This is a genomic window from Rhodanobacter sp. C05 (assembly GCF_002001165.1).
In the GTDB taxonomy this organism is placed as follows: domain Bacteria; phylum Pseudomonadota; class Gammaproteobacteria; order Xanthomonadales; family Rhodanobacteraceae; genus Rhodanobacter.
Genome location: NZ_MUNQ01000016.1, coordinates 196,097 through 211,037 on the forward strand (window position 1 = coordinate 196,097; position 14,941 = coordinate 211,037).

Sequence of the window (14,941 nt, forward strand, 5' to 3'; positions counted from 1 at the left end):
ACGTGCGATCAGGTGAACGCGCATAACCCATTCGACTTAACTTCCTTCGTTCCGGTTTCCGAGCAACTCATCCAGCCGCGCCTTCGCGAAATCGACAAATGGAACGCTCTCCATGAGCTGACAGCGTGCCGAACCGATCGTCTTGCTGCGAATCAGACCGGCGGCATCGGCTTCGGCACCCAGTTGCGGAAAGTAGACGCCGTTGTCATCGCCCACATCGGGTGCCTCCATCCAGAGGCGATCCCTCCCGACCAGAGCGGGAAACCGGCGAAGCTTCGTCCGATGACGAGGCGTCAGCGATTCCGCGTAATGCAGGAACGAGTTGCGGTTGTGGCCCACCCCCAGCAGCAGAATGTAGGTACCCAACCCGTACATTCTGTCGAACGGCGAGTTTTTCCCGAGTGCATACACAAGCGGATGATCGACCGTGATCTCACGGGCACGAACGCCAAGGGCGGCAACGGATGCCTGAGGATGATCGCTGCGCAAGCGCCCGGGACGAGACAGGATCGCGCTGGGAACCGCACCCATCGGGGTCGGCAGGTCATCACGAAAGAGGGATACGTTTCGGCGGGCTTCATCGGCCAACGGGTCGTCGAATGCGCGCGACTGCGGATGTGGATCGGAGACCTGGGGTGTAAACGTCGGCACTACCAGCGTTCCCGCATCACCGACGCAACACAGCACCGCATCGATCACCGCTTGCGCTCCGCCCTCTACCGCACCGAATGCCGACAGCGACGAGTGAACCACGACAACAGCCCCCCGAGGTACGCCGAGGATCCGAAGTTCCTGCTCAAGGAACCTCGCGTCGATGGATTTGGCTGATATGTCTGACACCGACGTTCCCCTTGTCTCGCCCGGTGAATTCAACTCCGAGCTGTTGCAATGTGCACTATGAGGAGCGGACATTGCTAGTTCGATTTAACTTCCTCCGTCCCTGAGGTTCGTTTTCGCAGCGGTTACGCTGCCAGCAGTTTTGCATCGGCCAGCTTGGCGGCCTTGGCATCCAAGGTAAGCATGGGGGCCTTCCCCTCAACCCAGCATGCTGCGGCGTGCAAGCAGTCCGCAAAGTCTGCCGTGCCCTGCCGATAGGCATGCAATGCACGTTCGACGGCAGGCTCGGTCTGAAACTCCAGTTCCCGGGTTTCGAGCAGGGCGTTCAACGCCAGCAGGATGTCGGGTTTGGCAAAGGCGTAGCGGGAGCGCAACACCCACTCCAGTTCCAGCATGACCGTCAGGGGTACGAAAAGGGTTTCATCCCGGCGCGCTGCGGACTCGAGCATTTCCGCGATACGGCGCGACTGGCCGGCGTCGTCATCCACCAGCCAGCGCACCAGGACATTGGTATCCAGCCCGGCCATCAGCGCCGGCCGATGCGCATGTCGTCCAGCGATACCTTGCGTTTGTTCCCGGCGGATTTCAGCATGCCCTTGATCTCACCCATCGAACGAGTCTTGGCACGCATGACGGTGGAACCGTCGTCGAGCTGGGTAAACACTACGCGTTCGCCCGCGACCAGGCCGAGCGCCTTGCGGATGTCGGCGGGGATGGTGACCTGGCCCTTGCTGGTCATGGCGGCTTCGGACATGGCGAGTCTCCTTACTATTTGATAAATAGTAAGGAATCTTTCCAGGCCGCGCAAGCTCGTGACCAAGGGTCTTTCCGTGCGAAACCCGGGTCGGGTCGGAACGCACTTCGATGATCGAGAGCAGTAGTCACTACTGATCGGGGCAGGTTCACTTTCTCACGGCAGTAAGTGAACCTGCCCCCCCCGATAGTCTCGAATGATCACCATGCCAATCCGCCGGCTTCGTTGGGGTGCCGCTCCAGAAATCCGAAACGACGGGATACGCGCCAGCGAGCGCAACTGGCACACTGGCGCGCGCGCGTGCCGGTCAATGGTAGGCGGGCAGTTGCCGCACGATGGGCAACGCATGGCTCATCGGCACGCGCATGGGCAGCGCGAGGTAGCTGGCCTGCTCCTCGCGCACGCCCGGTTTCGTGCCGTGCGGCTCATCGAGCCGCTGCGCGCAATCGACCTCACGGATGAGGTCTTGCAACCTCTCCGCATGCTCGAGGATGGCATCGCCCATGATCGACAGTGTGACGTCGGCGAAATCCGCCTGATCCGTGGCGACCACCACGTCGCCATGGGCGCGGAGAATGTCGCCCAGCCGGGCCAGCTCGTCGATCTGATCCAGGGTGACGCCAGCCACGTAGCGCTTGGTCGCCTCGTTCATCGCCGACCCGGCAAGTTCCGGTTCGGTGCCGTCCGTGTCCGCCGCTGCCGTGACGGCGGCGGCTTTCGGCTCGGCGTCACGTTCGGCCTTGGCCTCGGGCGCAGGCACCCTTTCGCGACGCTCGGCCGGCCAGGAGAGTTCATCCAGCACCTGCCCGATCTGCTCCTCCAGCAACTCCATGCAGATCGCCACTTCACCCGGGCGAATCTCTGCATACCACTCCTGATCCTCATCCGGCCTGCGCGGTCGCGCCAGATGGGTCAGGAACCCCACGTATTCGCGTAGCTGCTTCAGCCGCAGCTGGCTGTCCTCCGGCAGAAAATAGCCCGTCGTTTCCAGATCATCCGAATCGAACGTCGACATGGTCGCCTCCTAGTTCCATAGAAGTACCCGTCCACGGCATGACGACGGACGGGGTGTCGGGAGGTTCGAAACCGCGTACAGACGGCGGGCATATTCCCCCGAAGGGTGTTGTATTAGCCGCCCTCCCGACGCAGGCTTCGCGTCGGCTTGCACCTGCGAACAGGTACAAAAAAACCACCGGTTTGTCGGAGGTGGGTACCGCTGTACGGGGGAGTTTCGACGCTCCTTGAGATGGAGTCTGCTATTGCAGCTGGATGGTGTCAACCGTCGCGCTTTGGCCGCTGCGCTGCGCACCTGACGCACAGAAGTAGGCACTCGGCCATGTGCAAACGCCTGAACTGAGCCGCGCCGCGAAGCGGCGGCGGCTTGTGCATATCCCACTCGAAAGTCGGCCAGTATGATTAGTCTCTGTCGACGCCAACCGGCAGAAACCGCCACCCAAAGCAGACCTTCAAAAGAAGCGTTGAGCATGTTCGAACCGCATGTAGCTAAGATGCATGAAAGCAAAGGGGCACTATGAGTATTTCGCACTATTGGGGTTTGCTTTTGGTGCCGACCGCGATCATATACGTGGCATTGGCAATGAGGCAGCACCATCAAACCGTAGGGGATACAGAGATTTACAGAATTCCCTATGCCTATACTTTCTTATGTTTCGCGGGCTTTGTATTTTTTGAGATCCTCCCGCTCTGGAAAAGCGTCCCGAGCGACGCCGTTTCATTTGTGGTTTACCACGTATTTTTCCCGCTTCCCTTTTTTGTGATTTGGCTCCGAAACCTGATGTATAGAGTTGAAGTTACAGGCAGCAAGGTCGTGGTAGGAGCGTTCCCAAGGCATCAGTTTGATATGCATGACGTCGTCGACTCTGATCTGACGGAAGGGCGGGCGCAGTTGCTGACCCTTCGACTGCGTAATGGAAAAAAACGATACATATCGGGATACATAGCTGACTTCAAACCGCTTGCTGCGAAGCTCGTCAGGCAGGTCGGAAGAATTGATTAGTGGTCCGCCACTGGCCGGTAAGCGACCGTTGGTCGCCGTTCGACGATTCGTCAGCCGACAGGTGTTGCTCGATGGTCGCTGACCGACCCATTTCTGCCGTTCGCGAAGCCGATATGTGGCGACGCTGTATCCTCTTCCACACGAGTCCGGAGGGCGAGCATGTACTGGCAAGTCATAGGTACGAACATTCGCATTCTTGGATCAATGCACCTGCTCCCAGCCAACAACTGCGGATTGCCTGCTTGGGCCACGCAGGCGTTCGAGTGGGCGGAGGCTCTTGTACTCGAGTCTGATCCGCCAACAATTCTTCCCCTGCTCCGGTCTCCCACTGCCGTCGACCTTCAGACGCAGTTGTCTCCCGTTACGTGGGCCAGGATTCACGACTTATGGCCGACGTCTAGTCCGTTGCCTCCATTGAAGGCCGTTCGGCCATGGGCGGCGCTATTTCTAGCAACAGTTCTCACGCAGCGAACGGCGGCCGGAATCGAAGGTCAGTTTATTCAATGGGCAAGCGAGCAATCCAAGCCCGTTGAGTTCCTCGAAACTGCGGAAGAAGTCGTTGCTGCCTTCGAGTCCGCACCGCTCTTGGAGGTGCACCAAGGGTTGGAATTACTGGCATCGGACCTTTCTGCTCCGCAGCGTTCACTTGAAGCAATGTACGCAGCTTGGCTGCGAGGTGACCTAGCAGCGCTCTATAACGTCGCAGCGCAATCGCCGCTGTTTCGCTTTGAAGGTCTGAGAGCCGCTGTTCTGCAGCGTCGGAATCAAGCGTGGGCTCCAGCGTTGTCCAAACTCTTGCAATCACCGCTTCGCACCCTCGTTGCTGTCGGAGCGCTGCATCTCCACGGATCTGGAAATGCAATTGAGTATTTGGGGCAACATGTCCAACTGATTCCACCAGGAGGCTAACCCCTCCATCGAGCGGACGTCCGGATGAGATTCTCTAAAGATAAAGATCGGGGTCAGGTTCACTTTCTCACGAAGTAAGTGAACAAGTGAACCTGACCCGATAGTCAGTACCACCTGCGAATAGCTCTCCTGAACAAGCTTCCCAGTTTCAAGCTCCATCATTGCTTGACACTGCACGTGCGGCGATGCGCAACTTCCACATAAGACGTGCAATTACTGCGATCAACGGTAGCAAGCTCAGTACGGTGTAAAACGCGTTCGCCACGAGTTCGTCAGTCGAGCTTTGTACCGGCCTCGAGCAGTAAGTGCCGGGAGGGCAATCCGTGCTCCAGATGATGGAAATAGCTACTCCCGCCAATACAAGGCACGGGATCGCCAATATGACACTTCCACCGAAACGGTGTGAACTCGTGCTGACGTCCTTGGGCGCGCGCGAAAGCTCGTCGTATTTGTCACTATCGACATCGCTTTCTCCCTGGTTGTACGTTCCCCTCTGTATGTCTTCAAGGATCTCGCAAGCGCGGGCTTGATCCGAAGCAAGTACAAAGATCCGGACGCCTCCCATCGCTTGCGTCCACAACGGGTTGGCCTCCACCGTCTGCAGACCTGCCGTATGAGCATCGATGCCTTCGGCGTGCAGACGGCCCAGCAGCACATGAGCCTCAGTGGGCGTCAGGAAGCGCTTTAGTTGCACGAAACCAGCATGTTCTGCATCGGCCTCGTCGTCTCCATCGGGCTCTGCATCTGTCTCTGTGTTTGGTAACGCAAGTCCCCGGCCAATAGCTTCTTCCTGCGCAATTGCTGCGGCCAAAACCGTCAATTGGCTCGACTGCAGGCGTTCCAACAAAACTTCATCGGAGAACCCAGCGAAGCGCCGGCGCAATTCTTGTTCGCTCATATCACCCCCCTGTGGCGTAGCTCGCTATTCCACAACACCGAAGAACTTTCAATGATCACTGTCCAACCGGACAGCGGCATCCAACTTAGCAAGGAAGCTGTTACGTGACCTCAGTTTCCCGGCAAGCTCGGTTGCGGTTCCCAGTTGTTCTTTGCTTAGCCCACGTGCAACATGCTCCATGGCAATCGAAGCGTTCTTTTGGGTGGAGTCACTGCGCGAAGCTGCAACACTCAGCAAAGCATATGCCACCATTGGGTCCTTACGCACACCAACGCCTCTTTCGTACATAGAAGCTAAATTGACCTGTGCTGACACATCTCCCTGCGAAGCAGCGCTGCGATACCAGGTAATGGCCGCATTGGTGTCCTGAGCGATGCCTAAACCCCGTTCGCAGAGCCAGCCCATACCATTTTGCGCGCTGGCATTTCCCCGCATTGCTGCCGCTCGCCACCACCGAGCTGCTGAGCTGTAGTCTTGCTTCGCACCATCACCTTTGGCGAATGACAGGCCAAGGTTGAATTGCGCCACGATATGACCTTGTTCGGCGGCCTTCTCCCACCAGGCATGCGCCAGCTTTGCGCTCCCTTTAACTCCGCGTCCATCTTTGTATAAGACGCCAAGATGGAATTGCGCCACCGAATATCCCTTTACGGCAGACTGCTTGAACAGATCAACAGCCAATGGAAGGTTTTGTGCAACGCCATGACCGTCCTCGTACATGGTCCCTAGGTTGTATAGAGCTGGAGGGTATCCCTGGTCGGCAGATCTTTGAAACAATTCGACAGCCATACGATAAGTGGCATCATCGACCCCATTTACTGCATATGTTTGGCCCAGCTGGTTTTCAGCTTCAGGGCTTCTCACTGCAGCCATATCACTCGTTGAATTTTTTTCTAACTTGCCGGGCTCAGGCAAGGTCGATTTTGCTTCCGTCGAAACAGGCGTCGCCTCGTAAAGAGTAGCCTTCTGGTCAGGCAATGAAAAATGACTGCCGAGTATGCTCATCACACCCAGAAACGGAAAAATAATCATCCATCCTATGGGTGAACCTCTAGAACGTCGCTGCTGCCGCCTAGGTGGAATAGGCTTCGTTTCCTGCGCATGCCTTTCGTCATAAGCAGCCGACAGACTCGCATTGGTTCGAAGTTTTTGTCTCCACCAATCAAATGCTTCTTGGCTGAAACGTTCATTGAGCTCATGCTTGAACGCTGCATGGCGATCCAGCACACGATTCGCATTAGCGATCTGCCAAGGCTCGACCCTCGTAGTGGGCTTCCGCTTGATCAAGGTATAGAGTCTTACCGCTTCGGCGAGCGTTTCATGATCTGCAGCATTACCGGCTGTTAACAGGCGCCGCAATGTCTGCTGACGCTGCATACGGTGAACAAGATCAGGGCGTAGCGCAGCTAGGTGCCTGCTTGATGTTTCCCAGATGAATAGATCGCAAGCTTTATCCAAGAGGAAAACATCGATCGGCCTGGCAAAGGCTCGTACAAGAACCGCTTGTTCGAATAGTGCCTTTGCGTCAAGTGAGGTCAAGCGTACATCATGGGAATAGGCTGCAAGAATGGCACCCATGGGTGCTGCATAAGGCGCGTAAGCTGCATCGACGAATTCGCGAAATACTTGTTGGGCCAACTCGCCAGCTTCATCTATCGGAACAGTCTTGCGAGTATTACTGGCCGTCGGCGCAACACTGACGGTTGAAGTATTATCCAGCGCTCCATGTACAAGTACGGAAGGCGGCGTTTTCGCTGTCGCCTCGACACGCTTTGCCCATTGCAGCGCCCATTCATACGCCTCGCGAATCCGTTGAAAACGGGCAGCTTCAGTCGCCGGATCGCATTGTTTTATCGCTTTGGCGTAGGCCTTGCGGATAGTACTTGTGTCTGCACTTTTATCTATCCCCAGCGTTTCAAATACCCACTGCATGCGCCTCCCCAATAAAAAGTCTAAGTTCAAGCGTCGATTAAGGGACTACTTTCAAAGCTATCCAGCCACGACTGAAATTGCTCACGGGCCGTGGCGATTTCATGTGGTTCCTGCCTTCCAAGGATTGACTCGAATTGCGCCAGAGCCCTAGATATTTGCATACGGGCCGGCCCCAAAGCCTCCTCGAAGAGGCGATTGCCTCGCGCCATAAGAGCCGCATTGCGCACGTCTTCTCTAGGATGCAACTTAAGACTCGCGAGCGCATCAAGACGTTCTCGGATTTCATCGTTTGACAATACGCCCGAGTGCTCTTCAATAACGATGCTGCCTTTGATGTTTGTACCATGAACAGTCGCCTCGACTTCAAGCAGACCATTCACATCGTAAGTAAAGCGAACGTTCGCCCCAGCCCCACCCGCCGGCATGCCGGGCGGCATGTCGATGACAAACTTGCCGAGAGGGATATTCTCTTTTACAAGGCGCGCTTCACCCTGGTAGACATCGATGCCAAGTTTTGGTTGGCCATCGCGTACCGTATAGACATCTTTGCTTCGACTGGCCGGCACAACGGTATTACGTTCAATAATAGGCAGGTAAAAGCCGTCGACGAAGGCGCCACCAGGACCACTCAGTTGCTGTGACGTATTGATGCCAAGCGTATAAGGACAGACGTCAGTCATGACTATCTCGTCCAACGCCACGTCGTCCATAGCCAAGCCCGCCTGTACGGCAACCCCGAGCGCCACCACCTCGTCGGGATTCAACGTCGTTACGGGGAAACGGCCAAACATGCGCGTGACCAGTTTGCGCACGATTGGCATTCGCGTCGCTCCACCAGCGAGAACAATCTCATATAGATCCGAAGCGCGTATCCGCGCATCGCGAAGTGCACGCTCAACTGGTATCCGTAGTCGTTGCAAGAGTGGATCGCAAAGCTCTATGTAGCGATCTTCGTTCAGACTGTAAGAAATATTCTTTCCGCGTAAGCGAAGTGACAGCTCGGCCAAAGGTGCCGCCGACAGCGTTCGCTTCATTTTCTCTGCAGCTTCCCGCAGTCGTTGTCGATCTCCAGGCGATAAGTCGTTGTTGCAAAGCTCTGATTGACAAGAAGCAAGAATGTCCTCGACAAGAATATCGAGAAAGTCCTCTCCGCCGAGGAAGTTGTCGCCAGCGCTTGCACGCACCTCCATGACGCCCTCGAATATCTCCAAAACAGAGACATCGAATGTTCCACCGCCCAGATCAAAAACGAGAAACTTACGCTCACTTCCGGCGTCGCGTACGCCATAGGCAAGCGCTGCGGCTGTCGGCTCGTTGACCAGTCGCTCCACGCGAAGCCCGGCAAGCTGACCTGCCGCTCGCGTAGCTTTGCGCTGAGCATCACTAAAGTAGGCAGGCACACTAATGATGGCGTCTTGCACTGTTTCGCCAAGGAAAGCCTCCGCGTCGGCCTTAAGTGAGCGGAGCACAAATGACGACACTTCTTCAGGACGGAACTTGCGCTTGCCAAGTTCGCATTCGCGTGCTGAACCCATGTAGCGCTTGAAATTAGCGATTGTCTGTTTTGGGTGTGTCTGCAAGCGATCTTTTGCAGCCTGACCTATCAGTAGTTCACCACTGTCCGAAAACCCGACGCACGAGGGTGTCAGCACTACACCGAGGGCATTGGGTATAAGAACCGGGGCGCCCTCCTTCCACACAGCGACAAGACTATTGGTAGTCCCTAGATCAATGCCGATGATCAAAATATCCCCCTTTACAATCAATCAACCATCATTTTTGGCAACATCCGCGAGCAGCAGAGTGATCTCAATAGCACACCCAACCCGACCGCCCGACGCATATCACCCTTCAGAAACGGCACGTTAACTCGCAAGAGACCTCGAATTATTCGTAGAGATCAAAAAGGCATAGTGCGAAACTCAGGTCAGAGTGCATTTAGAGTGCCCGCTTCGGGTCGAAGCAGACATTTTTTGGACCAAGCATCCTCAACGGCGACTTTCGTCCCTCAAATCTCCAAACAATCAAACCGTCGATCCGCCTCCACCTCAGCGTCATAGTCCACATCCACCCGATCAAACCCGAACAGCTGCAAAAACTCGTGCTTGTACCCGGCGTAGTCGGTGATCTGCTTGAGGTTTTCGGTGGTGACGGTGGGCCAGAGGGTCTTGCAGGGGATCTGCACGTCGTCGCGCAGCTCCCAATCGTCCAAGCGCAGGCGGCCTTCATCGTCGGTGGGTGCCGCTTTACCATCGGCACGGTAGAGGCGGTCGTGGAACAGGCGGTTGGCCTGTTCGATGGGGCCTTCGTGGATGCCCTTCTCCTTCATGATCTTGAAGGCGATGGAAACGTACAGCGGGATCACCGGGATGGCGGCACTGGCCTGGGTGACGACGGACTTCATCACGCCGACGTAAGCGTCGAGGCCGGGGTGGCGGCTGCGCAGTTGCCTGGCGGTGTTGTCCAGGTGCTGCTTGGCCTGGCCCAGGGTGCCGTGCCAGTACATCGGCCAGGTGATCTCGGTGCCGATGTAGCTGTAGGCGACGGTCTTGGCGTGCTCGGCCAGTACGCCGGCGGCGCTCAGCGCGTCGATCCACAGCGCCCAGTCCTCGCCGCCCATCACGGTGACGGTGTCCTTGATTTCCTGCTCGGTGGCCGGCTCGATGGTGGCCTCGATCACGGTGTCCTTGTTGGTGTCGACCGAGGTGTTGGTGAACGGCTGGCCGATGGTCTTGAGCGCCGAGCGCACCACTTCGCCGGTGTCCGGCAGCTTGCGTACGGGCGAGGCGAGCGAATAGACCACCAGGTCGATCGGGCCGCCCATCTCGTTCTTGATGATCTCGATTGCGCGGGCGCGGGTTTCGTTGGCGAACGCGTCGCCGTTGATCGACTTGCTGTACAGGCCGGCCTGCTTGGCCGCCTTGTCGAACGCGGCGGAGTTGTACCAGCCGGCGGTGCCGGTCTTTTCCGAGCTGCTGGGCTTCTCGAAGAACACGCCGAGCGTGGCGGCGCCGTAGCCGAAGGCGGCCGTGATGCGTGAGGCCAGGCCGTAGCCGGTGGAGGCGCCGATCACCAGCACGCGCTTCGGGCCCTTCGCCTTGTCGTGGCCCGCGGCCTGGGTGACCTTGATCTGGTCGAGCACGTTGTGTTCGCAGCCGACTGGATGGGCGGTGATGCAGATGAATCCGCGGACTTTGGGCTTGATGATCACTCGGGTGGCTCCTGCTGCTGTTCGGCAATTCGCCATATTAACCAAGGTGGGAGGCCATGCGCTGCCGTAGGGGGTATCGGGTGACTCATTCCTTAGTTCGTCATCCCTGCGAAGGCAGGGATCGCATGTCGCTGTTGCGAAAGGCTGAAGGGATGGGCCGCTTCGTTGTTGAAGAGCGATTCCTGCTTTCGCAGGAATGACGATATGGGGAGGTTTTCTTACTCGTCATCCCGGCTGACCCACAAAAGGGGGCAAGGGCCGGGATCGCAGTTGCTGTTGCGAAGGGCTGAAGGGATGACTGGCTTCGTTGTTGAGATGCGATTCCTGCCGTTGCCCCCTTTTTGTGGGGTTCGCAGGAATGACGATGTTGGGAGGTTTTTGAGATTCTCTGCGGGATCATCTCTATCTAAAACCCGTTGCGGAATCGCAGCGGAGCCTTTCACCACCTCGATCAGGCAGCCGGTGCCGTGATGCGCCGGAGATAATCCATCACCGGCGCGTGATCAGTGTCCGCCGCCACCAGGCCGACGTAATTGTCCGGTCGGATCACGAAAAGGGCATCGTCGCTGTAGGCAGTACGGGCATGGCCCTGCTCATCCACAAGGTTCGTCGCAGCGTGCGGTGATGCGGCGATGACATAGCCCCGCACGTCGTCACCGAACGTTGCGGCGCACGCGTCGACCACCGATCGCCAGCGTGTGCCGAAGCCGAGCAAGGTGATGTGCGGTCCCCGCAATAGATCGAAGATGCGCGTCGACTCGCCAGCGCCGGACAGGCCGGGCGCATCCGGCGCGCGGTCGCCTGCACGCAGGCCATCGCCGTCTGGCCGCTGGTCCTGCGACAGGCTGCAGCCGCGGTAGCCCAGGCCCAGTTGCAGGGTCTTTTCGTCGCGGCTGAGCACGAAGCCACGCGCGGCCACTGCAGCATTCATCAACTCGTTGGAGACGCCCAGCACCCATGAGGCGATCGGCAGGCGCTCCTCGCCGTAGGTGTCGATCAGGCTCGCGTCGGCGCCGCCCAGCACGGCGGCGAGTTTCCAGCCCAGGTTGTAGGCATCCTGGATGCCGGTATTCATGCCCTGCCCGCCGGCGGGCGAATGGACGTGGGCGGCATCGCCGGCCAGCAGCACGCGGCCGGCGCGATAGCGGTCGACCATGCGCACGTTGGCCCGCCACATCGATTCCCAGCCGGTCTCCTCCACGCGGATGTCCTGTCGTCCCGTGCGTCGATCGATCAGGCGCTGAAAAGCCTCCCGCGACGGCTGATCGTCCTGGCCCGGTGCGATCGAGGCCTGCAACTGGAACGTGTCGGTGGAGGGCAGCGGGCAAAGCGCCAGGAAGCCTTCGGCGCTGCGCCACACGTGCCAGTGGTCGCGATCGAGCCCCGTCAGGCGGACATCGCCCAGCATCATCCGGACGGTCTCGAGGGTCTCGCCCAGGAAAGAAATATCTTCTTGCTGTCGGATCGAACTCTTGCCGCCATCGCAACCGATCAGCCAGCCCACCCGCAGGGTCTCTTCGCCTGCGGATCCGGCCAGTTGCACGGTCACGCCGTCGTCGTCCTGGACATAGCTGGAGAGCGTCACGCCGAATTCGACCTCGCCGCCGAGGTCGCCCAGCCTGGCGCGCAACGCTTCCTCGACACGCCATTGCGGCGTCAGCAACGCCGACAGGTAGGGCGCATCTGGCCTGGGCGGAAGGTAACGGCGAGGCACCTCCGTGGAGGCGCCGGTCTCGTCGTGCTGGAGCATGTTCATGTCGAAGCTGCCGTTGGCGATCACCCGATCGACGATGCCCAGGTCATCGAACAATTCCAGCGTGCGCGGCTGCAGTCCCTTTCCGCGCGAACCCGCCTGCGGCGAAGGCGAGGCCTCGATGATGCGGAAGCGCACCTTCCGCTGCGCCAGCGTGCAAGCCAGGGTCAGGCCTGTCGGGCCCGCGCCTACGATCAGGACATCAGTATTCGGCATGGGTGATCCTGATGGTTGGTGGCAGTGGATGGTGGCCGTCAAATCCAGTTTCTGTCTGGAGCGAAGCTTAGCCTCGTCCGGCATCGTTCAACGCAACAAGGATGCCTCGTATCTGTTCCACATCGCTGCGCCATTCTCCGCCCTGCATATCCGTCAACAACGACGGCTGCCAGCGCATGCCGGACGAATGCTGCCGTTTCGCCGACGCGTGAAATTCATTTGCCCCCGTCATCTCCTGCAGCTTGCCGATGTTCCCGGCATCCACGCCCGCCCCCGGCATCACGACGATACGCCCGGTCGACAGCTCGACCAGCTGACGAATCAGCTCCGCCCCCTCGAGCGCAGTGGGCTGGCCACCCGACGTCAGCACGCGCTCGCAGCCGAGTTCGATCAGGTCTCCCAATGACGACAACGGATCGCGCGTGAGGTCGAAAGCGCGGTGGAAGGTGACGCCCAGGTTGCCTGCGGCAGAGACCAGCGCGCGGCAGCGCGGCCTGTCGACCTCGCCATCGGCATCGAGCGCACCGAATACCACGCCATCACAGCCGAGCGCCACGCAGGCTTCGATGTCCCGCAGCATCACCTCGCACTCGATATCGCTGTAGAGAAAGTCGCCGGCGCGCGGACGAATCAATACATACAGCGGAATGCGTAGGTGTTCCCGAGCCAGTGCGATCTGCGCGTGCGAAGGCGTCAGTCCGCCCAGTTCCAGCGCTGTGCAAAGTTCGACACGCCCCGCCCCAACTTCCTGGGCAGCCAGCGCGGAGGCGACCGAGTTCGCGGCGATTTCCAGGATCATGAGTAGTTCGTCGTGTAGACGCTTTGCGACGGGATCAAGCCGTCCTGCTTCTTCGCATCGCACACGGCGTAGGAGAAGCCGCGCTGGATCGCGTATGCGCCGACCTCGCCTGCGCGATTCATCGCCAGGAAGCCGACCTGCAGGGTCTTGGAGGCTTCGCGGCGTTTCTTGACGATGCGCATCACCGCTTCCTTGCAGGCTTCGTGCGGTGAGTGCCCCTGACGCATCAGCTCGACCACCAGGAAGCTGCCGGCGTTACGAATCACTTCCTCGCCGACGCCGGTGGAGGTGGCGCCGCCGATCTCGCCGTCGACGTACAGGCCGGCGCCGATGATCGGGCTATCGCCGACGCGGCCGCGCATTTTCCACGCCATGCCGCTGGTGGTGCACGCGCCGGCCATGCGTCCCTGCGCGTCGATCGCCAGCATGCCGATGGTGTCGTGGTTGTTGGCGCCGCCAGGCATGCCGGTGGTGCTGCCCTTGCCGTAGTCGTGCACTTCGCTGTTGATCGACGGGTTGTACTTTGCCGTCTTCAGCCATTCGTGCCAGGCCTTTTCGGACTCCGGCGTGAGCAGTTCTTCCTTCTTGAAGCCCTGCTCCAGTGCGAACTGCAGCGCGCCCTCGCCGACCAGCAGCACGTGCGGCGTGCGCTCCATCACCCGCCGCGCGACCGAGATCGGGTGCGCGATGTGTTCGATCGCGGCGACCGCGCCGCAGTTGCCGTCGGCGTCCATGATGCTGGCGTCGAGGGTGACGTGGCCGTCGCGGTCCGGATAGCCGGCCCTGCCGACGCTGTGGTTCTTCAGGTCGGCCTCGGGCACCCTCGCACCGGCCTCGACCGCATCCAGCGCATGCCCGCCCTTGCCGAGGATCGTCCATGCCGCCTGGTTCGCGGCGATGCCGAAGTCCCAGGTCGAGACCACCCGTGCCACCGTCGTCGTCGGCGTTTGGGGCACCGGACCGGCGGCCAGCTTGCCGCTTCGGTTTATCGGTCCGGCGGCCAACTTGCCGCCCCAGGCCAGCATCGAAGCGGAAGCGCCCAGTAAGGAAGCCTTGAGGAAACCCCTGCGATCAGTCATCACTTTCTCCAGCTCACCAAAGGAAACCTCGAAAAACCCTCAAACCTCCGTCATTCCAGCGAAAGCTGGAATCCAGCGCCTTGGCTATCCAAGGACTTGGAGGCGCTGGATCCCAGCGTTCGCTGGGATGACGAGCTTGAAGCAGGGGATGTTTCGATACTCCCCCAAAGCAAAAAACCCCGCACAGGATGCGGGGTTTCATTCTTGCTGTACAACGCGTTGCCTGGCTAATCAGGCAGCTTCGACCGCGGAAGCCTGGGCGCCCTTCGGCCCCTGGGTGATTTCGAACTTCACGCGCTGACCTTCCTGCAGGCTGCGAAAGCCCTTGCTGGTGATCGCCGAAAAATGGACGAAAACGTCCGCCCCTCCGTCCTCAGGCGAGATGAAACCGAAACCCTTGGCGTCGTTGAACCATTTGACCGTACCGAAACTCATTGCGCGAACCTCTGGATCCATGGAATGGGTGCGCCAGGATATGTGCTGAACCCCCTTGCCCCCCTGCGGCTCGCCGCCCTGGCCGGGGGAAAGTATCAACA

13 protein-coding genes are annotated in these 14,941 nt (G+C 59.2%); 1 reads left to right on the plus strand and 12 read right to left on the minus strand.

Going from position 1 to position 14,941, the window contains the following annotated elements; all coding sequences use genetic code 11:
• Positions 1 to 36: 36 nt before the first annotated feature.
• The 4 genes from B0E51_RS14170 to B0E51_RS14185 all read right to left on the minus strand — a co-directional run bounded on the left by B0E51_RS14170 (position 37) and on the right by B0E51_RS14185 (position 2,606).
• Positions 37 to 840, minus strand: coding sequence for an AAC(3) family N-acetyltransferase (locus tag B0E51_RS14170; protein WP_217333107.1), 804 nt, complete (start codon positions 838 to 840; stop codon positions 37 to 39).
• Between the two features lie 122 nt (positions 841 to 962).
• Positions 963 to 1,364: a type II toxin-antitoxin system VapC family toxin gene (locus tag B0E51_RS14175; protein WP_077445513.1), complete on the minus strand. Its 402-nt coding sequence runs from the start codon at positions 1,362 to 1,364 to the stop codon at positions 963 to 965.
• On the minus strand, positions 1,364 to 1,591 hold the full coding sequence (locus tag B0E51_RS14180) for a type II toxin-antitoxin system PrlF family antitoxin (RefSeq protein WP_077445514.1): 228 nt from the start codon (positions 1,589 to 1,591) through the stop codon (positions 1,364 to 1,366). The genes B0E51_RS14175 and B0E51_RS14180 overlap by 1 nt, the downstream gene beginning before the upstream one ends.
• 307 nt (positions 1,592 to 1,898) lie before the next feature.
• Complete coding sequence (locus B0E51_RS14185) at positions 1,899 to 2,606, minus strand: hypothetical protein (RefSeq protein WP_077445515.1); 708 nt, start codon at positions 2,604 to 2,606, stop codon at positions 1,899 to 1,901.
• Between the two features lie 516 nt (positions 2,607 to 3,122).
• Here B0E51_RS14185 and B0E51_RS14195 point away from each other — a divergent pair.
• Positions 3,123 to 3,608: a hypothetical protein gene (locus tag B0E51_RS14195; protein WP_077445517.1), complete on the plus strand. Its 486-nt coding sequence runs from the start codon at positions 3,123 to 3,125 to the stop codon at positions 3,606 to 3,608.
• A 1,057-nt stretch (positions 3,609 to 4,665) separates the two neighbouring features.
• Here the strand turns inward: B0E51_RS14195 and B0E51_RS14205 are convergent.
• From B0E51_RS14205 to B0E51_RS14240, 8 genes are all read right to left on the minus strand, one after another.
• Positions 4,666 to 5,415 carry a DUF2007 domain-containing protein gene (locus B0E51_RS14205; protein WP_143525935.1) on the minus strand — a complete coding sequence of 250 codons (750 nt, stop codon included), beginning with the start codon at positions 5,413 to 5,415 and terminating at the stop codon, positions 4,666 to 4,668.
• 48 nt (positions 5,416 to 5,463) lie between these two features.
• Positions 5,464 to 7,347 (minus strand): SEL1-like repeat protein, encoded by a 1,884-nt coding sequence (locus B0E51_RS14210; protein WP_143525936.1) that lies wholly within the window; start codon positions 7,345 to 7,347, stop codon positions 5,464 to 5,466.
• Positions 7,348 to 7,373: 26 nt separating this feature from the next.
• On the minus strand, positions 7,374 to 9,092 hold the full coding sequence (locus B0E51_RS14215; protein WP_077445569.1) for a molecular chaperone HscC: 1,719 nt from the start codon (positions 9,090 to 9,092) through the stop codon (positions 7,374 to 7,376).
• Positions 9,093 to 9,355: 263 nt separating this feature from the next.
• The gene (gene fabV, locus B0E51_RS14220; protein WP_077445521.1) at positions 9,356 to 10,558 is read right to left on the minus strand and encodes an enoyl-ACP reductase FabV; all 1,203 of its coding nucleotides are present in this window, start codon (positions 10,556 to 10,558) and stop codon (positions 9,356 to 9,358) included.
• 451 nt (positions 10,559 to 11,009) lie between these two features.
• Positions 11,010 to 12,611, minus strand: coding sequence for an FAD-dependent oxidoreductase (locus B0E51_RS14225; RefSeq protein ID WP_343124669.1), 1,602 nt, complete (start codon positions 12,609 to 12,611; stop codon positions 11,010 to 11,012).
• Positions 12,595 to 13,326, minus strand: a complete 732-nt coding sequence (locus tag B0E51_RS14230) for a copper homeostasis protein CutC (protein ID WP_077445523.1) — start codon at positions 13,324 to 13,326, stop codon at positions 12,595 to 12,597. Before B0E51_RS14230 ends, B0E51_RS14225 begins: the two co-directional genes overlap by 17 nt.
• The gene (locus tag B0E51_RS14235; RefSeq protein WP_077445524.1) at positions 13,323 to 14,405 is read right to left on the minus strand and encodes a N(4)-(beta-N-acetylglucosaminyl)-L-asparaginase; all 1,083 of its coding nucleotides are present in this window, start codon (positions 14,403 to 14,405) and stop codon (positions 13,323 to 13,325) included. The genes B0E51_RS14230 and B0E51_RS14235 overlap by 4 nt, the downstream gene beginning before the upstream one ends.
• 231 nt (positions 14,406 to 14,636) lie before the next feature.
• Positions 14,637 to 14,840: a cold-shock protein gene (locus B0E51_RS14240; RefSeq protein WP_077445525.1), complete on the minus strand. Its 204-nt coding sequence runs from the start codon at positions 14,838 to 14,840 to the stop codon at positions 14,637 to 14,639.
• Positions 14,841 to 14,941: the final 101 nt, after the last annotated feature.